16 protein-coding genes and 1 pseudogene are annotated in these 22,274 nt (G+C 72.7%); 7 read left to right on the top strand and 10 right to left on the bottom strand.

Annotated elements, in window-relative coordinates; genetic code table 11:
- Positions 1-9 precede the first annotated feature (9 nt).
- Positions 10-609, top strand: coding sequence for a LysE family translocator (locus tag IG54_RS0127605; protein WP_030790166.1), 600 nt, complete (start codon positions 10-12; stop codon positions 607-609).
- Positions 610-677: 68 nt separating this feature from the next.
- Positions 678-1,415 (top strand): annotated as a pseudogene (locus IG54_RS43140) (sugar phosphate isomerase/epimerase family protein); the annotation flags it as partial.
- Here the strand turns inward: IG54_RS43140 and IG54_RS40605 are convergent.
- Complete coding sequence (locus IG54_RS40605; protein ID WP_030790162.1) at positions 1,366-2,358, bottom strand: EamA family transporter; 993 nt, start codon at positions 2,356-2,358, stop codon at positions 1,366-1,368. The pseudogene IG54_RS43140 and the gene IG54_RS40605 sit on opposite strands and share 50 nt — an antisense overlap.
- 147 nt (positions 2,359-2,505) lie before the next feature.
- Between IG54_RS40605 and IG54_RS0127590 the strand changes: the two genes are divergently transcribed.
- The 3 genes from IG54_RS0127590 to IG54_RS0127580 all read left to right on the top strand — a co-directional run bounded on the left by IG54_RS0127590 (position 2,506) and on the right by IG54_RS0127580 (position 6,486).
- Positions 2,506-3,402, top strand: coding sequence for a LysR family transcriptional regulator (locus IG54_RS0127590; protein WP_030790158.1), 897 nt, complete (start codon positions 2,506-2,508; stop codon positions 3,400-3,402).
- Positions 3,403-3,768: 366 nt separating this feature from the next.
- Positions 3,769-5,649: a glycoside hydrolase family 3 protein gene (locus tag IG54_RS0127585; protein WP_051820056.1), complete on the top strand. Its 1,881-nt coding sequence runs from the start codon at positions 3,769-3,771 to the stop codon at positions 5,647-5,649.
- A 114-nt stretch (positions 5,650-5,763) separates the two neighbouring features.
- Complete coding sequence (locus IG54_RS0127580; RefSeq protein ID WP_234336370.1) at positions 5,764-6,486, top strand: hypothetical protein; 723 nt, start codon at positions 5,764-5,766, stop codon at positions 6,484-6,486.
- Between the two features lie 99 nt (positions 6,487-6,585).
- Here the strand turns inward: IG54_RS0127580 and IG54_RS0127575 are convergent, their stop codons facing one another.
- The 7 genes from IG54_RS0127575 to IG54_RS0127545 all read right to left on the bottom strand — a co-directional run bounded on the left by IG54_RS0127575 (position 6,586) and on the right by IG54_RS0127545 (position 17,824).
- Positions 6,586-8,001 carry a S28 family serine protease gene (locus tag IG54_RS0127575; protein ID WP_030790149.1) on the bottom strand — a complete coding sequence of 472 codons (1,416 nt, stop codon included), beginning with the start codon at positions 7,999-8,001 and terminating at the stop codon, positions 6,586-6,588.
- 89 nt (positions 8,002-8,090) lie between these two features.
- Positions 8,091-8,462, bottom strand: coding sequence for a hypothetical protein (locus IG54_RS0127570; RefSeq protein WP_030790146.1), 372 nt, complete (start codon positions 8,460-8,462; stop codon positions 8,091-8,093).
- Between the two features lie 167 nt (positions 8,463-8,629).
- Complete coding sequence (locus IG54_RS0127565; RefSeq protein WP_106977102.1) at positions 8,630-12,343, bottom strand: ABC transporter ATP-binding protein; 3,714 nt, start codon at positions 12,341-12,343, stop codon at positions 8,630-8,632.
- Positions 12,344-12,433: 90 nt separating this feature from the next.
- Entirely contained in the window at positions 12,434-13,372 is a 939-nt protein-coding gene (locus IG54_RS0127560; protein ID WP_030790140.1) for a serine hydrolase, read from the bottom strand.
- Between the two features lie 119 nt (positions 13,373-13,491).
- Positions 13,492-15,180, bottom strand: coding sequence for a thiamine pyrophosphate-binding protein (locus IG54_RS0127555; RefSeq protein ID WP_030790137.1), 1,689 nt, complete (start codon positions 15,178-15,180; stop codon positions 13,492-13,494).
- 105 nt (positions 15,181-15,285) lie between these two features.
- Positions 15,286-16,287 (bottom strand): agmatinase, encoded by a 1,002-nt coding sequence (gene speB / locus IG54_RS0127550; RefSeq protein ID WP_030790134.1) that lies wholly within the window; start codon positions 16,285-16,287, stop codon positions 15,286-15,288.
- Between the two features lie 76 nt (positions 16,288-16,363).
- Positions 16,364-17,824 carry a sodium:solute symporter gene (locus tag IG54_RS0127545; RefSeq protein ID WP_030790131.1) on the bottom strand — a complete coding sequence of 487 codons (1,461 nt, stop codon included), beginning with the start codon at positions 17,822-17,824 and terminating at the stop codon, positions 16,364-16,366.
- 179 nt (positions 17,825-18,003) lie between these two features.
- Here IG54_RS0127545 and IG54_RS0127540 point away from each other — a divergent pair, with 179 nt between their 5' ends.
- Both IG54_RS0127540 and IG54_RS0127535 read left to right on the top strand, forming a co-directional pair.
- Positions 18,004-19,470 (top strand): PucR family transcriptional regulator, encoded by a 1,467-nt coding sequence (locus IG54_RS0127540; RefSeq protein WP_037897839.1) that lies wholly within the window; start codon positions 18,004-18,006, stop codon positions 19,468-19,470.
- 120 nt (positions 19,471-19,590) lie between these two features.
- Entirely contained in the window at positions 19,591-20,370 is a 780-nt protein-coding gene (locus IG54_RS0127535; RefSeq protein WP_030790124.1) for a phosphatase, read from the top strand.
- On the opposite strand, the gene IG54_RS0127530 is transcribed toward IG54_RS0127535, so the two are convergent.
- A complete protein-coding gene (locus IG54_RS0127530; RefSeq protein WP_051820054.1) occupies positions 20,340-21,359 on the bottom strand; it encodes a cation diffusion facilitator family transporter in 1,020 nt (339 codons plus the stop codon). The two genes, IG54_RS0127535 and IG54_RS0127530, sit on opposite strands and share 31 nt — an antisense overlap.
- Before the next feature lie 20 nt (positions 21,360-21,379).
- Positions 21,380-22,240 (bottom strand): acyl-CoA thioesterase, encoded by an 861-nt coding sequence (locus IG54_RS0127525; protein WP_030790118.1) that lies wholly within the window; start codon positions 22,238-22,240, stop codon positions 21,380-21,382.
- Between the last annotated feature and the right edge of the window lie 34 nt (positions 22,241-22,274).

The raw sequence follows: 22,274 nt of genomic DNA, 5'->3' as shown, positions 1-22,274 counted from the left end.
GGTCGAGGCATGGAATTTCTGCTCACCTCACTCGTCGTCTGTGTGACGCCGGGCACCGGAGTCCTGTTCACGATCGCGGCGGGCCTCTCCCGCGGCACCCGGGCCGCGTTGATCGCGGCCGTCGGCTGCACGCTGGGCGTCGTGCCGCACATGGTGGCCGCGATCACCGGCCTCGCGGCGCTCCTGAACGCCAGCGCGGTCGCCTTCCAGACCATCAAGTACCTGGGCGTGGCCTACCTGCTGTACATGGCGTGGAGCACGCTGCGCGACAAGAGCGACCTCACCGCGGAGGAGGAGAGCGAGCCGCGCTCGGCGGGCCGCACGATCCTGACGGGCGTACTGATCAACATCCTCAACCCGAAGCTGACGCTGTTCTTCCTCGCGTTCCTGCCGCAGTTCGTCAGCACCGACGAGCCGTACGCCTTCTTGCGCATGACGGAGCTGAGCGCGTACTTCATGCTGATCACGTTCCTGGTCTTCGCGGCGTACGGCCGCTTCGCGGCGGCGATGCGCAGCCACGTCATCTCCCGCCCCCACGTGGTCAACTGGATGCGCCGCACCTTCGCGGTGGCGTTCGCGGCGCTGGGGGCGCGGCTGGCGTTCCTGTAGGGAGGCTCGGCCGAGGAGCGGGGGCCCGGGGGGCGGGGGCCCAGGGGGGCGGGGTTGACCATGGCTGTATGGCGCCTAGGGTCGGGGCCATGAAATTCGCCTTCTCCACCCTTGGAGTGCCCGGTCTGGCCGTCGCCGATGTGGTGCGGCTCGCCGCCGGGCACGGTTATCACGGTGTCGAGCTTCGGGCGCATCCCGAGGAACCGGTGCATCCCGGGCTCGGTCTTGTCGAGCGGGCCGACGTGGTCGCCGAGTTCAAGGCGGCCGGTGTCGAGATCCTCGGTATCGCGGGGTACGCGCGCGTGGCGGAGCCCGGGGAGGACGGGCCCGTCCTCGAAGAGCTGAACTCCCTCGTCGCCCTCGCCCGCGATCTCGGCGCCCCCTTCGTCCGCGTCTTCCCCGGCGGCGGTTCGGAGCAGAGCCCCGACGAGGCCGACGCGACGGCCGCGCGACGGCTCGGCACCGCGGCGCGGTACGCCGCCGACGCCGGTGTACGCATCCTCCTGGAGACCCACGACTCGCACCGCACGGGCGCCGACCTCACGCGCGTGCTCGGCACGGTCGGGCATCGCCAGGTCGGTGCGCTGTGGGACGTGATGCACACCTGGCTCGGCGGCGAGTCCCCCACCGACACCTTCGCCGCGCTCTCCCCCTACCTCGGCTACGTCCAGGTGAAGGACGTCGCCTCCGCGGACGACAGGACACCGCTGGCCCTCGGCACCGGCACCCTGCCGCTCGCCGAGTGCCTGGAGGTGCTCAGCGCGGAGAGCTGGGACGGCTGGCTGTGCTGGGAGTACGAGAAGCGGTGGTACGAGGACGCGGCGCCGCTCCCTCAGCTGCTGGGCTCGGGACGGGACTTCCTGTCGCGACTGGTGTCCCGTTCCGGCTGACGCCGCCCCCCTTCGCGAACGAGGTCAGTGCGACGCCGCCCACCAGCAGGGCGGCGGCGCACCACCTCGTACCGCTCACCGACTCGCCGAGCACCAGGGCCGCGCCGGACATCCCGAAGACGGGCACCAGCAGGGAGAAGGGGGCGACCGTCGACGCGGGGTAGCGGCGCAGCAGACAGCCCCAGGCGCCGAAGCCGAAGACCGTCGTGATCCAGGCGACGTAGACGATGATGCCCGCGCCCGACCAGTCGAGGGAGCGCAGGGCCGCCAGGTCCCTGGAGGGCCCCTCCCACAGGAGCGAGAGGGCGAGCAGCGGCAGCACCGGGACGGTACTCACCCACACCATGAAGTTCAGGGCGTCGGGCGGGGACGCCTTGCGGGTGAGGACGTTGGAGACGCCCCAGCAGGCCGCGGCGCCGATCAGCAGGGCGAATGCGGTCAGCGGGCCCGTCTCCCCCTCGTCGACGGCGGCGACCGCGATACCGGCGAGGGCGATCAGCATGCCCAACGCCCGGATGCGGCCCGGCCGTTCGCCCAGCGCCACGAAGGCGAAGAGCGCGGTGAAGACGGCCTGGATCTGGAGCACCAGGGACGACAGGCCCGCGGGCATCCCCGCGTCCATCCCGATGAACAGCAGCCCGAACTTGGCGACCCCGAGAACGAGTCCCACCCCCAAAACCCACTTCCACGCCACCTTCGGCCGCCCCACGAAGAACACGGCGGGCAGCGCGGCCACCAGGAAGCGCAGGGCGGAGAAGAGCAGCGGCGGGAAGTGGTCCAACCCCACCTCGATCACCACGAAGTTGACGCCCCAGACGGCGGTGACGAGGACGGCGAGACAGATATGAGCGGGTCGCATGCGTCGAGGATCACCCGGCCTCACCGTGTAGGACCAGCGCGGATCTCTGCATGATTGGATGAAGCGACGCTAAATTGAACGACGCTAAATGAACGACGCTAAATGAGCGACGCTAATTGAGCGACGCTGAATCGATGGGGAGGCCCCGTGCTCGATCTCGCCCGGCTCCGCGCGCTGCACGCCGTCTCCGTGCACGGCACCGTGGGCGCCGCCGCCACGGCGCTCGGCTACACCCCGTCGGCGGTCTCCCAGCAGATCGCCAAGCTGGAACGGGAGACGCGCACCACCCTCCTGGAACGGCGCGGCCGGGGTGTCGCGCTCACCGAGGCCGCGCTCCATCTCGCCGATACCGCACAGCAGTTGATGGCCATCGTGGAACGCGCCGAGACCGAGCTTGAGGAGCGGCGAGGGATGCCGGCGGGGCGGCTCACCATCGCCGCGTTCGCCTCGGCGGCGCGGGGGCTGCTGCCGGGGGTGCTGGCGGACCTCGCCGTTCGCCATCCCGCGCTGGACGCCCGTATGTCGGAGATCGATCCGCACCTCTCCATCGATCTGGTCGCCAAGGGCGCGGTCGACGTGGCCGTCGTGCACGACTGGGACATCGCGCCGCTCCCGACGCCGCCGGGCGTCGAGCAGGCCGTCATCGGCGACGACTTCTGCGACCTCGTCGTCCCTGCCGGCCACCGTCTCGCGGGGCGTACGTCCGTACGGCGCGAGGAGCTGAAGGACGAGCGCTGGATCACCCAGCCGCCGGGGCTCGTCTGCCACGAGTGGCTGGTACGGACCCTGCGGGCGGCCGGCTGCGAGCCGGACATCGCCCATCAGGCCGAGGAGAACCCCACGCTCGTCGCGCTGGTCGCGGCGGGGCTGGGGGTGGCGCTCGTTCCTCGCCTCGGGCGTGGAGCCATTCCCGACGGGGCTGTCACGGTCCGGCTCGACCCGGTGCCGGTCCGCAGGCTGTACGCCCTGTGGCGGGCGGGCGCCTCTCGCCGGCCCGCGATCACGGAGACGGTACGGGCGTTGCAGGCGCGGTGGCCTGTTTGAGGGGGCGGGGGGCCGACTGACGGGGCGGGGGGCCGACTGACCAGTGCGGGTGCCTTCGGTGGGCCGGGGTGCCCCCGGCCACGACCGGCAAACCGGTCTGGCGGATCGGGAACCCGCCCAAGAACAACCCCGTCCAACCGGCACGCTGCCGCTGAGTCTCCGTAGGGCGGTGTCGGCATCGCCGCTGGCTGCGAGCGCTGACCACCCTCTCCGCCGCCTGCGGTCCGGCAGCTCGCCGTCACCGGCGCGCGCCCCCCTCCACACAGCGCCGGTGACGGCCCCCGCCTCCGCCCTCCTTGACCGGCAGAAAGCTTCGGGATATCCGTGAGGGCCTGAAAGTTTCCGCCACCGGCCAGGAGAGCGCCCGTGCCCCAGCCCGACGACGACCGCAGGCTCCGCGGCCTCATCTCCGCCATGTCCCTGGAGGAGAAGGTCGGCCAGCTCTTCGTGATGCACGTGTACGGGCACTCGGCCACCGACCCCGACCCCTCCGACGTAGACACCAACCTCAGGGAACTCGGCGTGCGCGACGCCGCCGAGCTGATCGCCCGCTACCACCTCGGCGGTGTCGTCTACTTCGGCTGGGCCCACAACACCCGCGACCCGCACCAGATCGCCGCCCTCTCCCACGGCATCCAGCAGGCGGCGGCCGCGACGCGGCACCTCCCCGTCCTCATCTCCGTCGACCAGGAGCACGGCATCGTCGCCCGCGTCGGTGCCCCCGCGACGCTCCTCCCCGGCGCGATGGCCCTCGGCGCCTCCGGTTCGCACGCGCACGCCCGCGAGGCGGCCCGCATCTCGGGCACCGAGCTGCGCGCCCTCGGCATCCGGCAGGACTACGCCCCGGACGCCGACGTGAACATCGACCCCGCCAACCCCGTCATCGGCGTACGTTCCTTCGGCGCCGACCCCGAGGCGGTCGCGGGTTTCGTGGCCGCGCAGGTCGAGGGCTACCGGGCCGCGGGCATCGCCTCCGCCGCCAAGCACTTCCCCGGGCACGGCGACACCAAGGACGACAGCCACACCGAGCTGCCGCACATCCACCACACCCGCGAGGAGTGGGACCGCTTCGACGCGCCGCCCTTCCGCGCGGCGATCGCCGCCGGGGTGGACTGCGTGATGACCGCGCACATCGTGGTGCCCGCGCTGGACCCGTCGGGCGACCCCGCGACGCTCTCCCGCCCGATCGTGACGGGCGTCCTGCGCGAGGAACTCGGCTTCGACGGCGTGATCGCCACGGACTCGCTGGCGATGCGCGGCGCCCGTACGAAGTACGGCGACGGCCGCGTGGCCGTCCTCGCGCTCCGGGCGGGCGTGGACCAGCTGCTCAACCCGCCGCAGCCGGGGGTCGCGTGGGAGGCGGTCCTCCAGGCCGTCAGGGACGGCGAGTTGACGGAGGACCGCATCGATGAGTCGGTCCTGCGCGTGCTGCGCATGAAGGCGAAGGTGGGCCTCCTGGACGGCCTCCTGGACGGCCTCCTGGGCGACTCCTCGGACGGCCTCTTGAACGGCCTCTCGGACGGGGCAGCCGACGCGGTGGCCGCCGCCGTCGGTATCCCCGCCCACCTCGACGCCGCCGACCGCATCGCCGAGGCCACCACCACCCTGCTGCACGACGACCACGCCCTGCTCCCCCTCTCCCCCCGCACGCACCGCGACGTCCTCGTGGTCGGCGCGGACCCCCGCTCGCCGTCCGGCACGACGGGCCCGCCGACCTCGGTCCTCGCGGCCGCCCTGTCCGCCCTCGGCTTCACCGCCACGGCACTGCCGACCGGAACGGACCCTGACGGCGCGGCCGTCGACAAGGCGGTGGCGGCGGCCGAGGGCATGGACGCGGTACTCGTGACGACGTACAACGTCTCGACGCACACCGTCACGGCTAGGGACAACACACAGGCGGCCAACGCCACCCTGGAGAGGGCCCCCGCCCGCGCCGCGGAAACCGACACCGCGGAGGCCGACACCGCGGAGGCCGGCGAGGACGGGCAGAGCGCCTTGGTGGCCGCCCTCAAGGCCACCGGCGTCCCCGTCGTCACGCTCGCGATCCGCAACCCGTACGACGTGGCCCACCTGCCCCGCGTCGACGCCGCGCTCGCCTCGTACTCCTGGACGGACGTCGAACTGCGCGCCGCCGCACGGGTGATCGCGGGCCGCACCGCGCCCCAGGGGCGGCTGCCGGTGCCGGTGCGGCGGGCGGACGACCCGGCGCAGGTGCTGTACCCGATCGGCCACGGGCTGACGTACTGAGGCGTACGACGCGCCCCCGGCGCACCACCGCCGACTTGGCCCGATGCTCCCCGCGCGGCTGGCGTGGGGCCGTTCCGTCCGGCCACGCTGGGGGCACAGGTCGGGGGGACGTCCATGCTTGTCTGCACTACAGCGCGGCCGTACGCGGTCAGCGGGATGGCCGCCGCCCTGCTGCTCGCCTTCGTCGCGCTCCTGACGGGGTGCCAGAAGACCGGCGTATCCGGCGGCTCCGGCGGCGCGCACTCGGGCCGGCTCGACGACGACCGGACCCCGGTGGCCTCGCGCCCTACCGGTGCGGGCGCTGTGTTCCTCGCCGAGGGCGAGTGCGGTTCGCGCGGGCGCGGGCCGGTCACGGAGGTGCCGTGCACCAGCGAGCGCGCGGCCGCCCGCGTCGCCGCCCGCCACGACGGCGGGGCCGGGCGGGGCCCGCTGTGCCCGGCGCGCACGGACTTCGTGCTGCACCTGAGCGAGAGCAGGCCCGCGGTCGACGAGGACGGCGACGGAGCGGTTGCGCGGGGCCGCGCCTGCATGCGCAACCTGGAGCCCCCGCACCCCGGCGACCCCGGCGGCGGTGGCGGGCCCCGGACCATCGTCGGGGACTGCGTGTACGGCGCGGGGCGCGGCGAGGTGCGGGAGACGGCCTGCGACGGCTCCGGGCAGCGGAAGCCGCAATACCGGGTGGCCTCGGCGGAGCGGAGCCGCGCCGCCTGCGGGGCTTCGACCGCCCTGTACATAACGCGCAACGCGATGGGGGCGCCCCCTGCTCGAGCGAAGCCGAGAGCTTGGGGAAGTGCCAGACCCCGCGGCCCGCGGCATGATCCGCCGGACAGGCCCTAGGGCGCGTCCGCAAATAACCGCCTGCGTCGCGACGCCCGGCACGCACTATCGCCGTGTCGCCCGCCCTGCGGGCGAACGACGGGACTTTGCGGACCCGCCCTACGGCCTCAGCATCTGCTCCCTCTTCACGTCCCGCCGGTCGAGCTTCGCGTCGTACGCGGCCAGCGGCTTGCCCGAGGTGGACGGTACGCCGGCCCACGCCTGGATCCGCTGCGTGGCCCTCCCCCTCTCGGCCGGGACGAGCTGCGAGACGGTCGCCCCGTGGTGGGCGCCGGGGGCGGTCAGGACGTGGTTGTCGTGCTTGGCGCCCCGCCTGGGCCGGAACTTCTCGGCGCCGTACGGGTCGTACGCGCCGTAGACGTACATCATCCGGTGCGCGTTGTGCCGCACCCACCGGTCCACGTCCCGCATCGCGCGCGGATCGAACGTCATCGGGATCTCGCGCGGCACGAAGTTCCGGGGCGGCTGGTAGCCGTAGCGGCTCAGGTCGCCGAGCCAGGGCTGCTTGATGGTGGGCGCGCCGAGTTCGGTGCCCGCCTGGTAGTAGTACGGCGTGTACCCGGCGAGGCCCTGGTCGCTGTAGGAGGACCAGCCGCCCACCGAGTCGACGTAGTCGAAGAGCGTCCGGTCGCTCGCGGTGGCGGCGTCGGGGATGGTGCCGCAGGCGGTGGCGGCGGGCTGGTACTGCCAGAAGCCCCACACGAGGTCCATCACGACGGCCTCGAAGGCCTTGTCCAGCGTGCCGACGGTCTTGAAGGTGTGGCCCTCGGCCGCGGCGCGGGCGGCGAGCATCTCCGACAGCCGCTCCCTGCGCACCAGGGCCTCGCGCTGCACGGCCTGGATCCGGGCGCGGCACTCCTTGGTGCCGACGCGTGCGAGGAACCTGTCGTACGCGGAGTCCTCCTTGTCGACCACGTCGTTGGGCGCGACGTAGGAGACGATGCCGGCCATGTCGCGCGGATAGAAGCGCTCGTAGTAGGTGGCGGTCATGCCGCCCTTCGAGATGCCGGTGGCCAGCCACTTCTTGCCGTAGATCGGCTTGAGCGCCTGGTGGATGCGGTGCTGGTCGGTGGCGGCCTGCCAGATGTCGAGCTTGGTCCAGTCGGCGGGCTCGGGGCGCGAGGGGCTGAAGAAGCGGTACTCCATGGAGACCTGGTTGCCGTCGACGATCTGCGTCGGCTCACGGCGGCTGGGGTTCGTGGAGACGGCGTAGCCGCTGGTGTAGTAGACCGTGGGGCGGTCGGTGTCCTTGTGCAGGACCGTCAGGCGCTGTTTGAACGTGCCCTTCGACGGATGCCTGTGGTCGACCGGCTGTTTGTAGGCGAGGACGAAGAAGCGGTAGCCGGGGTAAGGCTTCTCCTCGATGAGGCTCATGCCGGGTATGGCGAGCAGCTTTTCCTTGATGTCCGGGGTATCCGAGACGTTCGGTTCCGCGGCGGTGGCCGTCGCCCCGGCCGCGCTCGCCGTGCCTATCAGCACCACGAGCGACAACAGCCATCTGAGCACCTTGCGCATGCACTCTCCCCAGTCGACACAGCAGTGCCCCGGAACCTAACGGAGCAACTGGGTCCACACCAGAGGAAGTTGACGGCGATCCGCGGACGTCAGCAGAGAATCCAGCCCGAACTGGCCCCGCGCCCACTGACTTTCCCCGTCACCCGCACGCACCGGTTGCCCGCGTGGACCACGACCGGGCCCGCCCGGTGGGTGTAGCGCCCCTGGTCACGCGCGGGCCTGCTGCCGCGCGCCTGGACGCTGACGGACATGGCCTTGCGGGCGCCGGGGCGCTTGGCGATGGTGACGGCGCAGACGAAGCCGCGGGTCTTGAAGACCTCGATCCTGCCGGTGCTGAACGGCAGCGTGCGCACCTTGTGACCGGTGCACGGCCCGGCGAGGGCGGCGGCGTGTGCCGAGCCGGTGCCGGGGCCCGCGAGGGCGAGCAGAAGGGCGGCGGCGAGTCCGGCGGTGCCGAACATCAGCCGCCGTCGTATGCGGCCCCGGCCGCGACCACTGCTCACGGTTTCCCCTCCCGCCCCTTGCGGCATAAGCGTACTGGTGTACGGACGCAGCTCACCGCCCGCACGGTTGCGCGACGCCCCGGCTTTTCCGCGTCAGAACCTTCTGCGCAGAAGGCGCGGCAGGTTCAGACCGTCTCCACCGGCTCCCCCACGAAGGTCCGCCACAGCCGCGCGTACCGCCCCTCCCGCGCGAGCAGCTCCTCGTGCGTGCCGTCCTCGGCGACGCGCCCGTGGTCCATCACGACGACGCGGTCCGCGCGGGCGGCCGTGGTGAGGCGGTGGGCGACGACCAGCGTGGTGCGCTTGCCCGCGATGCGGTCGGTGGCGTGGTTGACCTGCGCCTCGGTGGCGAGGTCGAGCGCGGCGGTCGCCTCGTCGAGGAGCAGGATGTCGGGGTCGACCAGCTCGGCGCGGGCGAGTGCGATCAGCTGGCGCTGGCCCGCCGAGAGGTTGCGGCCGCGCTCGGTGACCTCGTGGAGGTAGCCGCCGTCGAGGGTGGCGATCATGTCGTGCGCGCCGACCGCGCGGGCGGCCGCCTCGACCTGGGCGTCGGTGGCGTCGGGCCGCCCGTAGGCGATGGCGTCCCTGACCGTGCCCGCGAAGAGGTAGGCCTCCTGCGGCACGACACCGAGGCGGTGGCGGTACGCGGTGATGTCCAGGGCGCGCAGATCGGTGCCGTCGACGGTCACGCGCCCGCTCATGGGGTCGTAGAAACGGGCGACGAGCTTCACGAGCGTCGACTTGCCCGCGCCGGTCTCGCCGACGAAGGCGACGGTCTGCCCGGCGGGGATCCGCAGGCTGACGTCGGTGAGGGCCGCCTCCTCGCCGGTGTAGGCGAACCGCACGTCCTCGAAGGCGATCTCGCCGCGCAGCGAGGGGACGTCGAGGGGGGCGTCCGCGGTCGCGGTCGACGTCGGCTCCTGGAGCAGCTCCTGGATGCGGCCGAGCGAGACGGTGGCCTGCTGGTAGCCGTCGAAGACCTGGGAGAGCTGCTGCACGGGCGCGAAGAACAGGTCGATGTAGAGCAGATAGGCGACGAGCGCACCGGTGGTCAGCGTGCCCGCCTGGACCCGGCCCGCGCCCACGATCAGGACGGCGACGACGGCGACGGACGACAGGAACTGCACGAACGGGAAGTACACGGAGATCAGCCACTGGCCGCGCACGCGGGCCTCGCGGTAGCTCGCACTGTTGCGGGCGAACCGCTCGGCGCCCGAGCGCTCGCGCCGGAAGGCCTGCACGATGCGCAGGCCCGCGACGGACTCCTGGAGGTCGGCGTTGACGGCGGACACCCGCTCGCGCGCCAGTTCGTACGCCTGCACGCTCGCCTTGCGGAAGAAGTACGTGCCGACGACCAGCAGCGGCAGGGTGGCGAAGACGACCAGGGCCAGCTCCACGTCGATGACGAGCAGGGCGGCCATGATGCCGAAGAAGGTGACGACGGAGACGAAGGCGGTGACCAGGCCCGTCTGGAGGAACGTGGACAGCGCGTCGACGTCCGTGGTCATCCGGGTCATGATGCGCCCGGTCAGCTCCCGCTCGTAGTAGTCGAGCCCGAGCCGCTGCAACTGCGCGAAGATCTTCAGCCGCAGCGAGTACAGGACCCGCTCGCCGGTGCGTCCCGTCATCCGCAGCTCGCCGGTCTGCGCCGCCCACTGCACGGCGACGGCGGCGAGCGCGAGCCCGGAGGCGGCCCAGACGGCGCCCAGCGCGAGCTGGTTGACGCCCTCGTCGATGCCGTGCCGGATCAGGACGGGCAGCAGCAGCCCCATGCCCGCGTCGACGGCGACGAGCAGCAGGCTGAGCAGCAGCGGAAGCCCGAACCCGCCGAGCAGCCTGCGCAGGTTGTACGAGGCCTCGGGGCGCACGGCCCGCGCCTCGTCGATGCCGGGCTTGTCGTCGGCCGGGGGCAGCGCCTCGACCTGGGCGAGCAGTTCCGGTGTGGACGGCATCCCGGACAACGCGGTGTCCTGCGGCTCCCGGTCCCCGGTCCACAGGGCGGGCGTGATGCCGCGCTCGGCGTCGAACTCCGCGTCCAGCTCGGCGCGGATCGAGGTGTCCTCGGGCAGGTCGGCGGGGAGCGCGTGGCCGGGCGAGACGCCGCCCAGCTCGTCGGGGTCGGTGAGCAGGCGCCGGTAGAGGGCGGAGCGCTCCTGTAGCTCCTCGTGGGTGCCGAGGTCGGCGAGGCGCCCGTCGTCGAGGACGGCGATGCGGTCGGCGAGGCCGAGGGTGGAGCGGCGGTGGGCGATGAGCAGCGTCGTGCGCCCCGCCATGACGTCCCGCAGCGCCTCGTGGATCTCGTGCTCCACGCGCGCGTCCACCGCCGATGTCGCGTCGTCCAGGACGAGCAGGCGGGGGTCGGTGAGGATGGCGCGGGCCAGCGCGATGCGCTGGCGCTGGCCGCCGGAGAGGGTGAGGCCGTGCTCGCCGACCTTGGTGTCGTATCCGTCGGGCAGTTCGGCGATGAACCGGTCGGCCTGGGCGGCGCGCGCGGCGGCCTCGATCTGCTCCCTGGTGGCGTCGGGATGCCCGTACGCGATGTTGGCGCCCACGCTGTCGGAGAAGAGGAAGGAGTCCTCGGGGACGAGCCCGATGGCGGACCGCAGCGAGTCGAGGGTCAGCTCGCGCACGTCGTGTCCGCCGATGAGGACGGCGCCGTGCGTCACGTCGTAGAAGCGGGGCAGCAGCAGCGAGACGGTCGACTTGCCGCTGCCGGACGAGCCCACGACGGCGAGGGTCTCGCCGGGAGCTATCTGGAAGGAGAGCCCGTCGAGCACCGGCCGGTCGTCCTCGTACGCGAACCCCACCTCGTCGAACTCGACGGTCGCGGGGGCGTCCGCGGGCAGCTCCTTGGTGCCGTCGCTCATGCTCGGCTCGGTGTCGATGAGTTCGAGCACGCGCTCCACGCCCGCGCGGGCCTGCTGGCCGACGGTGAGGACCATCGCGAGCATCCGCACGGGTCCGACGAGCTGTGCGAGATAGGTGGAGAAGGCGACGAACGTACCGAGGGTGATCTCACCGCGCACGGCGAGCCAGCCGCCGAGGGCCAGCATGGCGACCTGGCCGAGCATGGGGACGGCCTGGAGGGCGGGCGTGTAGCGGGAGTTGAGCCTGATGGTCCGCAGCCGCCCCGCGAAGAGCTTGCGCCCGACCTCGCGGAGCTTCCCGGTCTCCTGGTCCTCCTGCCCGAACCCCTTCACCACGCGTACGCCGCTGACGGCGCCGTCGACCACTCCCGCGACGGCGGCGGCCTGGGCCTGCGCGTACCAGGTGGCGGGGTGCAGGCGGGTGCGGGAGCGGCGGGCGATGAACCACAGGGCGGGGGCGACGGCGAGGGCGACGAGGGTGAGCGGCAGCGAGAGCCAGGCCATGATCACGAGGGAGATCACGAAGAGCAGGATGTTGCCGATGGTCATCGGCAGCATGAAGAGCAGGCCCTGGATGAGCTGGAGGTCGCTCGTCGCGCGGCCGACGACCTGCCCGGTGGACAGCTCGTCCTGGCGCCGCCCGTCGAGCCGGGTGATCGTGCCGTACATCTCGGTGCGCAGGTCGTGCTGGACGTCGAGGGCGAGACGGCCGCCGTAGTAGCGGCGGATGTAGGTGAAGACGTAGACGAGGACGGCGGCGCCGATCAGCGCGCCCGCCCAGGGGCCCATGGAGCGTCCACCGCCCTGGCCGTCCTCGCCGATGACGTCGTCGATGATCACCTTGGTGATCAGGGGTACGAGGGCCATGACGGCCATACCGGCGAGCGAGGATCCGAGCGCGAGCACGACGTCCTTCGGATACCGCCACGCATACCCGGTGAGCCGCTTCGCCCATCCCCGTCGCTCTGCCACTGGGTGCCTCCCGGTCATCTGCTCTGCCGGAAGGCACCAACACCGTGACGTGCGTATTTCATCCCGCCGCAACAAACGGCCCGTGAGGGCTCAGGCGCCGGGCACCGCCACGAACGCCTCGCGCGGCGTCTGCGTGGGGGCGTAGCGCCCGGCGGCGGGGGCCTGGGGCGTCAGGTCCTTGTGGATGGCCTTGGCGACGCCCTGGATCGTGGCGACGCCGTAGTTCATGGTGCTGTTGCCGTGGGTGAGCACGGAGATCGTGTAGTCGTGGCCGCCGCCCTTGAAGGCGCCGATGCTGTGCACCCGCCAGCCGTGGGTCGACCGCTGGAGCCAGCCGTTCTTGACGTGGATGGCGACGCCGGACGGAGCGCCCGCCGGGGTGCCCCAGCGCTGCGAGGAGACGACCTTGCCCATGAGCTTGAGCATGTAGGCGCGCGCGTTGTCGCTCAGGACGGCGTTCTTGGCGGTGATCAGCGCGAGGAGCTTCTGCTCGTCGGCGGTGTTGATCCGGGTCAGGCCCCAGTAGCCGCCCGATCCCGGCACGGTCTTCGTCATGTCGGCGGCCTTGAGGAACGCCTTGATCTTGGTCGGGCCGAGCTGGCGCCAGAGCGTGCTGGTCGCCGCGTTGTCCGACGTGGTGATCATGGCGTACGCGAGGTCCGACTCACGCTCGGTCAGCTTGCGCTCGGTCTTCTTCGCGTCCCACAGCAGCGCCGCGAGGACGGTCGCCTTGACGACGCTGGCCGAGTCGAACGCGGTCCCGGAGCGCAGGGTGCAGGTGGTCTTCGTGGTGCGGTCGTGCAGACCGACCGCGATGGTGCCCTTGCGGTTCTTCAGCGCCGCGGTGATGTCCTTGGTGAGCTTCGCGGCCAGGCCGGCCTGCGCGGAGGTGCAGGTGACCGTGGGTGCCGGCGCGGCGACGGCGGGCGTCGCGGTGGCGGCGGTGCCGAGCGGCACGAGCACCCCCGCGGCGAGTCCCGCCGAGAGCACGCGGGCACGCCTGGATATCCCGGATACCGGGTGAGTCATGGATTCTTCCCATCCCCTTGGGCAGTACAAGACCCTCGAGGCCCGTACCAGCGCGCCCCCTGCGCGCTTGACCCGTATGACTCACCGGTACCGGTGGGGGTTGTACGAAAATCCGCTGATCAGCCGAGATGTGTCGGAGCGAACATCCGCAGCAGGGCCGGAAGCACCACCACGGACGGTCCCGGCTCCGCCAGCGCCTTCGCGAGGTCGTCCCGGAGCGTCCGCGGGCTCGTCCGCACGCCCGGCACCCCGAAGGACTCCGCGAGCTTGACGAAGTCGGGCCGCGTCAGCTCCGTGCCGGTCGCCTCGCCGAAGGCGTCGGACATGTACTCGCGCAGGATGCCGTAGCCCCCGTCGTCGACGATGAGCCAGGTCACCGGCAGGTCGTACTGCTTGGCCGTCGCCAGCTCGGCGATCGAGTACATCGCGCCGCCGTCACCGGAGACGGCGAGGACCGGCTGGGTGGGGTCGGCGGTCGCCGCGCCCAGTGCCGCCGGGAAGCCGTAGCCGAGGCCGCCCGCGCCCTGCGCCGAGTGCATGGTGTTGGGGCGCCGCGCGTCGAAGGCCGACCACGCCCAGTAGGCGAGGATCGTCATGTCCCAGAAGGACGGGGACGCGTCCGGCAGCGCCTCGCGCACGGCGGCGAGGATTTGCTGCTCCAGGGTGAGGTCCTGGGCCGCGATCCGCTCGCGGACCTTCTCCAGGACCGCCGCCACCCGCTCGGGCGCCGACGGGTCCTCGCGGGGCGCGTCGATCGTCTCCAGGAGCGCCGAGAGCGCGAGGCGCGCGTCCGCGTGGATGCCGAGCCCGGGGTGGTTGGACTCCAGCTTCCCGGCGTCCGCCTCGATCTGGATGACCCGGCCGCGCGGCTTGAACGTGTGGTAGTTCGACGACAGCTCGCCGAGCCCCGAGCCGACCACCAGCAGGACGTCGGCGTCCTCCAGGAAGTCGGTGGTGTGCCGGTCCTCCAGCCACGACTGGAGCGAGAGCGGGTGCTCCCAGGGGAAGGCGCCCTTGCCGCCGAAGGTCGTGACGACCGGGGCGCTCACCAGCTCGGCGAGGGCCAGGAGCTTCCCGGAGGCGTCCGAGCGGACCACACCGCCGCCCGCGATGATCGCCGGGCGCTCGGCGCGGACGAGCAGGTCGGCGGCGACCGCGGTCAGCTCGGGGCGCGGCACGACCTCGTCCGGGGTCGCGTCCATCGCCGTGACGACCGGCAGCGTCGTCTCGGCGAGGAGCACGTCCTGCGGGATCTCCACCCAGACCGGGCCGTGCGGCGCGGTCAGCGCGGACTCCCAGGCCGCGGCGATCGCGGAGGGGATCTGGGAGGCCGTGCGGACCGTGTGGACGGACTTCACGATGTCGCGGAAGGACGCCTGCTGGTCGCGCAGCTCGTGCAGATAGCCGTGGCGTCCGCCGCCGAGTCCGGCCACCGGCACCTGGCTGGCGATCGCGAGGACCGGCGAGGAACCCGCGGCCGCCTCCTGGAGGGCGGCGAGCGAGGTCAGCGCGCCCGGCCCGGTGGAGAGCAGCAGCGGGGCCACCTCGCCGGTGATCCGGCCGTACGCGTCCGCCGCGAACCCGGTGTTGTTCTCGACGCGCAGACCCACGTACGACAGGGAGGAGCGGCGCAGCGCGTCGAACATGCCGAGCGCGTGCTGGCCCGGCAGGCCGAAGACGGTGGTCGCGCCGAGGCCGGCGAGGGTCTCGACGACGAGGTCGCCGCCGTTGCGCCCGGCGGGCGGGTTCAGGGCGGCCTCGGTCTGGCGCGGCGTGGGGCGCAGCACCAGGTCGTGGTCGTGGGTCATGCGGCGTCTTCTCCTTCTCGCCCGGGATCCGGCCCGGCGTGCGCTCCGGCCGCCGGGCCGCGTACGGCCCGGCGTGCTGTGGTGCCCGACAGCCTTACGGCGCGGTCACTTCGCGTTCTGCTCCGCACCGGCGGCGCGGCCGGCGGCGATCTGCCTGCTCATGATCGTCGTCAGTTCGTACGCCGTGTGGGAAGCGGCGACCGCGGTGATCTCCGCGTGGTCGTAGGCCGGGGCGACCTCGACGACGTCGGCCGAGACGAGGTTGCAGGAGGACAGGCCGCGCAGGATCTCAAGGAGTTCGCGGGAGGTCATGCCGCCCGCCTCGGGGGTGCCGGTGCCGGGCGCGTGGGCCGGGTCGAGGCAGTCGATGTCGATGGAGATGTACAGCGGGCGGTCGCCGATGCGCTGGCGCAGCTGGTCGGCGACCTCGTCGGCGCCGCGGCGGTAGATGTCCGCCGAGGTGACGATGCCGAAGCCCATCTTCTCGTCGTCGGTGAGGTCCTTCTTGCCGTACAGCGGGCCGCGCGTGCCGACGTGGGAGAGCGCCTCGGTGTCGAGGATGCCCTCCTCGACGGCCCGGCGGAACGGCGTGCCGTGGGTGTACTCGGCGCCGAAGTACGTGTCCCAGGTGTCCAGGTGGGCGTCGAAGTGCAGCAGCGCGACCGGGCCGTGCTTCTTGGCGACCGAGCGGAGCAGCGGCAGCGCGATGGTGTGGTCGCCGCCGAGGGTCATCATGCGGGCGCCCGAGCCGAGGAGGTCGTCGGCGGCGGCCTCGATGGTCTCCACCGCCTCGTTGATGTTGAACGGGTTCGCGGAGATGTCACCGGCGTCGGCGACCTGCGCGAGCGCGAAGGGCGAGGCGTCCTGCGCCGGGTTGTAGGGGCGCAGGAGGCGGGAGGCCTCACGGATCGCGTTGCCGCCGAAGCGGGCGCCCGGGCGGTAGGAGACACCGCTGTCGAAGGGCACGCCGACCACCGCGACGTCGGTCTTGCCGCCGACCTCGTCGAGGCGGGGCAGTCGCGCGTACGTCGCCGGACCCGCGTACCGGGGGATGCGGGAGGAGTCGACGGGGCCGCGGGGGGTCGTCGGGGTCTCGGCGCTGCTCATGGTCTGTTTCCTTCTGTTGGTGCGGGGACTGCGTTTCAAGTGTCGCGCGGACCACCGGCAGGGGCCGCGCGGAGATCTAGCCGGTCGCCGGGGCCGGGGACTCCTCGGCGCCCCGCCCGGCCAGGCGCTCGCGCCAGGCGGCGAGCACGGCCGGGTCGGTGGGCCTCGTGGCGAGGGAGACGGTGACGTACACGGCCAGCGAAATCAGCAGGCCGTAGTAGACGGGCTGGTTGGCGAGGATGCCGTACCCCCACATGAGCCCGATGACGGACAGGCCGCCGGCCGCGACGGCGGCGAGCGCGCCGGGCGCGGTGCCGCGGCGCCACAGCAGGCCGCCGAGGATCGGCACGAGCAGGCCGCCGACGAGCAGGTTGTAGGCGACGGTCAGCGCCTCGACGACGTCGTTGAGCGCGATGGCGATGAGGATCACGCCGACGCCCATGATGAGGATGAAGGCGCGGTTGCCCTTGACCTCGTCGTGCGGCTCGTCGCCGCCGTCGCTGCGCACGGCGCCGCGCAGGCGCGACCAGATGTCGTTGTTGGCGACGGTCGCGCAGGCGATGAGCGCTCCGGAGGACGTCGACATGACGGCGGCGAGGGCGGCGGCGAGGACGAGGCCTCGTACGCCCATGGGCAGTTCGTCCTTGACGATGGTCGCGAAGGCCGCGTCGGCGCTCGGCAGCTTCGGGTACATCACCTTGGCGGCGGTGCCGATCACGGCGCCCGCGATCGCGTAGACGAGGCAGTAGGTACCGGCGACGGTTCCGCCGTAGCGGGCGACCTTGTCGCTGCGCGCGGTGAAGACGCGCTGCCAGATGTCCTGCCCGATGAGCATGCCGAACGTGTAGATCAGCACGTACGTGAAGATCGTCTCGCCGCCGATGCCCAGCGGGTCGAAGTACTCGGTCGGCAGCTTCGCCCTCATCTCGCCGAACCCGCCGGCCTTGACGACGGCGATGGGCAGGAGCAGCAGGAGTACGCCGACGGTCTTCACCACGAACTGCACCATGTCGGTGAGGGTGATGGACCACATGCCGCCGAGCGTGGAGTAGGCGACGACGATCGAGCCGCCCAGGACGATCGCGAGCGTGCGGTTCATGTCGAACAGGACGTCGAAGATGGTGGCGTACGCGATGGTCGAGGTGACCGCGAGCATCAGCGTGTACGCCCACATGACCACTCCGGAGATGACGCCCGCGCGCCCTCCGTAGCGCAGGTCGAGCATCTCGGAGACGGTGTAGACCTTCAGGCGGGCGATGCGGGCCGAGAAGAACACGCTCAGGGCGAGCAGCCCGAGGCCGATGGTGAGGACCATCCAGGCGCCGGAGAGGCCGTACTGGTAGCCGAGGCCCACGCCGCCGATGGTGGAGGCGCCGCCGAGGACGATCGCGGCCATGGTGCCGGAGTACATCCACGGTCCGAGGCGGCGGCCCGCGACCAGGAACTCGGCCTTGGACCTGGCGCGGCGCATGCCCCACCAGCCCATGGCCAGCATCCCGGCGAGGTAGACGACGATCACTGTGTAGTCGACGGCCATAGGGGGGCCTCCTTCGCGCACCTCGGTGGCGTGTCGTGCAGATGGGAGTGAGGACCGGCCGCGGGGACATCCGCCCGTACCCGCGACCTGCGGTCGGCACGACCTTAGGTGGCCGGAAAGCAGCGCTGAAGTGTACGTTTCTTCTACTCCGCACGACCGATACGGATGGAACATCCACCATGGCCGACCCCACCGGCCCCCTGGGCCCCACGGCGCCCCCCACCCCGCCGGTCCCGCTCGCCGCGCTGCTGGACCGCGAGGACCTCGGCCTGCGGCAGATCGCGGGCCCGGACGCGGCGCACACCGCCGTGCAGTGGGTGCACACCTCCGAGATGCGGGACCCCTATCCGTACCTCCTCGGGGGCGAGCTGCTCCTCACGGCGGGCGTGCACATCACCGACCCGGCGGACACGGACGGCGGCCTCGACGCCTACGTGACCCGCATCGTCGCCGCCGGCGGCGCCGCCCTCGGCTTCGGCGTCGCCCCCGTGCACGACACGGTGCCGCGCGCCCTGGTGGAGGCCTGCGACCGGCACGGCCTGCCGCTCCTGGAGGTCCCGCCGCGCACCACGTTCAGCGGGGTCGCCCGCGCGGTGTGGCGGCTGATGGCCGAGGCCAGGCACGCCGAGCTGCGGCGGGTGGCGCAGGCGCAGCAGAGCCTCGCGACGGCCGCGGCACGGCCCGACCCCGTCCCGGCGGTCCTGCGCCGGCTGGCGGCGCGGCTCGGCGGGCTCGCGGTGCTGTACGGGCCCGACGGGACCCCGTTGCAGGCGGCCGGGCAGGCGCCGGACGCCGTGCGGGAGGCGCTGCGGGACCTCACCGGTGTCGTGCGCCGCGCCGCGCCCACCGCCCCCGCGTCCGCCGCCGACAGGGCCGGGACCACCCACCTCGCCGCCTACGCGCTCGGCGGTGGGCGCGGCTTCGCGCTCGGGACCGCCACGGAGCACCGCGAGCCGGGCGACCACACCATCGCCGGGGCCGCGGTCGTGCTGCTCTCCCTGCTCACCGGGGAACACCAGGGCGACTCCGAGGCGGCCCGCTCGGCGGCCCTCGTACGGCTGCTCCTCGGGGCCACCCCTGAGGACGTCGGGCCTCTCCTGGGGAGCGGCCCGTGGACCGTGGTGCACGCGCGCGGGGAGCGGGCCCCGCTGGCCGCGTCCGCCCTCGCCGCGGCCCTCGGCAGCGGTCTCGTCGACCCGGGCGAGGACGTCGTACGCCTGCTCGTCCCCGGGGGCCGCGAGGTCGCCCCGGCGGACGGCTGGACCCTGGGAGTCTCCGCCCCGGCCGCGCCGGACGGCCTCGCGGCGGCCGACGCCCAGGCGGCCCGCGCCCTGCGCCGCGCGGAGGCCACCCGACGGCCCCTCGTACGCCATCACGCCAACGGCATCGCCGCGCTGGTCGTGCCCGGGGAGGCCGACGCCCACGCGCGCGTGCTGCTCGCCCCGCTCGCCGGGAACGAGGCGCTCCTGGAGACCTTGCGGACCTGGCTCTCCCTGCACGGCAGCTGGGACCGCACGGCGGTCGCGCTCTCCGTCCACCGCAACACGGTCCGCCAGCGGATCACGCGGTGCGCGGCACTGCTCGGGGCGGACCTCGACGATCCGGACGTACGCATGGAGCTGTGGTTCGCGCTGAGCAGGTCCTGAGAGGCCGAGCAGGTCATGTCAGGACTGAGCAGGTCAAGTACGGGCTGAGCAGGCCATGTCAGGGGGTGCGAAAGGCTTACTCCGCCCTGCGCGGAGCATTCGTCCCGCAGAATGGGAGCCATGCCGATACCCAGCCGTCCCGCGCTAGTCGACCACCTCGTCCGCACCCGCATCGCGGGCGATGTCGCCACTCCCCGCGAGAACAACCTCAGCCACTACAGGAAGCTCGCGAACGGCGACCGTCACTACTGGCTCGGCCTGGAGCTGGGCGACCGGTGGACCGATGAGCAGGACGTCCTCGCGGTGATGGCCGAGCGCTGCGGCGTCATCGACGACCCCGGGCACCGGCAGGGCCAGGACACCATCGACCCGGAGCTGACGGTCGACGCCCTGGAGCGCATGGCGGCCCGTCTGCGCAAGGCGGCCGCCGGCAAGGAGAGCGTCCTTTTCGCCACCGGCCACCCCGGGGGGCTGCTCGACGTGCACCGCGCGACGGCCGCCGCCCTGCGTGCGGCGGGCTGCGAGATCGTGGTGATCCCCGAGGGTCTGATGGCCGACGAGGGCATGGTCTTCCAGTTCGCCGACGTGGCGGTCCTGGAGCGCGGCGCGACGCTGTGGCACACGCACTCCCCCGAGCCGATGAACGCGATCCTGGACGGCCTGGAGCGCGAGGGCCGCCCGCAGCCCGACCTGGTGGTCGCCGACCACGGCTGGGCGGGCCGCGCGGGCCAGCGCGGCCTGGACTCGATCGGGTACGCGGACTGCAACGACCCCGCGCTGTTCATCGGCGAGGCCGAGGGCACGGTGCAGGTGACGGTCCCCCTGGACGACCACGTCACGAGCCCGCGCCACTACGACCCGCTGACGGCCTACCTGCTGGGCGCGGCGGGACTGTCCTGAGGATCCTGGCCGGGGCCCGGCATCGGGTCCTGCCCCGGCCCGGGTGTCGGGTCCAGGTACACCCGCCTGATCGCGGGGAAGCGCTCCTGGAGGCGCCGCGCCATGCGGTCGCAGGCCCGCTCGATGTCCGCCGCGCTCGACACGTCCCGGAAGTCGACCTTCGCGGCGACCAGGGCCTCCTCGGGGCCCTGGAGCAGCGTGGTCAGCTCCAGGACGTCCACGACGTGCGGGTCGGCGAGCAGTTCGGCCCGCACCGCGGCCCGCATCCGCGCGGGCAGCGGGCGGCCGATCAGCAGCTCGGAGTTGGCGTGCCCGAGGACCCACGCGACGTACACGAGCAGCACGCCGATGCAGAGTGAGGCGACGCCGTCCCACACCCCGGAGCCGGCGAGCTGCCCGCCGAGCAGCCCCGCCGCGGCGAGCACCAGGCCCGCGAGCGCCGCCGAGTCCTCCATCACGACGGCCTTGACCGCCGTGTCGGGGGTGTGGCGCAGATAGCGCTTGAGGCGCACTCCGAAGCGGTCGGCCTCGCCGCGCGCCTGCTTGAGGCCGGTCCGCAGCGAGTAGCCCTCCAGGAGGAAGGCGACGCCGAGGACGAGGTACGAGATGAGCGGGTCCCCCGGCTCCTGGCCGTGCGTGAGGGTGTGGATGCCGTCGTAGACGGCGAAGACGCCACCGCCGACGAAGGTGGCGACGGAGGCGAGCAGCGCCCAGATGTAGCGGGCCCCTCCGTAGCCGAGCGGGTGTTCCTCGTCGGCGGGCCGCTCGCCCGCCTTGAGGGAGACGAGCAGCATCAGCTCCGTGACGGTGTCCGCCACGGAGTGCGCCGCTTCGGAGAGCATCGCGCTGGATCCGCTGATGACACCGGCGACGGCCTTGGCCACGGCGATCCCCAGGTTGGCGACGGCGGCGACGATCACCGTGAAGGTGCTCTCGCCGCCGCGCTCCTGCCGTTCCGCTTGCCCTGCTTGCTCCGCTTGCTCCGACATGTATCGGACGGTATGTCCGATCAACGCGGTACGCGAACCACGCCCTCCTGGATGACCGTCACCGCCAGCCGCCCGTCCTGCGTCCAGATCCGCGCCTGGCCGAGGCCGCGCCCTCCGGAGGCCGTCGGCGACTCCTGGTCGTAGAGCAGCCATTCGTCCGCGCGGAAGGGCCGGTGGAACCACATGGCGTGGTCGAGCGAGGCGCCGACGACGTCCCCGACCGCCCAGCCGCCCCGCCCGTGCGCGAGCAGCACCGAGTCGAGGAGCGTCATGTCCGAGACGTACGTGGCGAGGCAGACGTGCAGCAGCGGGTCGTCCGCGAGCTTGCCGTGGGTGCGGAACCACACCTGGGAGCGCGGCTCGCGCGGCTGCCCGACCGTGCCCCAGGGCGGTACGTCGGCGTAGCGCAGGTCGACGGCGGCCCGCGCCTCGATCAGCCGCTCGGCGACCGGCCCCGGCAGATGGCGGGGCAGCATCTCGGCGGCGGTGGGCAGCGTCTCGGGGTCGGGCGCGTCCGGCACCGCGGCCTGGTGCTCCAGGCCCTCCTCGTACGTCTGGAACGACGCGGAGAGGTGGAAGATCGGGTGCCCGTGCTGGACGGCGACGACGCGGCGCGTGGTGAAGGAGCGCCCGTCGCGGATCCGGTCGACGGTGTACACGATCGGCGCGCCCGGGTCACCGGCGCGCAGGAAGTACGCGTGCAGGGAGTGGGCCGGCCTGTCGGACGGGACGGTGCGGCCCGCGGCGACCAGGGCCTGCGCGGCGACCTGGCCTCCGAAGACGCGGGGCACCAGGACCGAGCGGCTCACGCCCCGGAAGATGTCCTCCTCGATCTGCTCCAGGTCGAGCAGATCGAGGAGGGATTCAAGTGCCTGGTTCATGGAGGTGGTTCCGCGGAGCTGTCTTTGCGCGCCG

It is taken from the genome of Streptomyces sp. NRRL S-920, assembly GCF_000717945.1.
In the GTDB taxonomy this organism is placed as follows: Bacteria; Actinomycetota; Actinomycetes; order Streptomycetales; family Streptomycetaceae; genus Streptomyces; species Streptomyces alboniger.
This window is presented reverse-complemented; position numbering and strand designations above follow the sequence as displayed.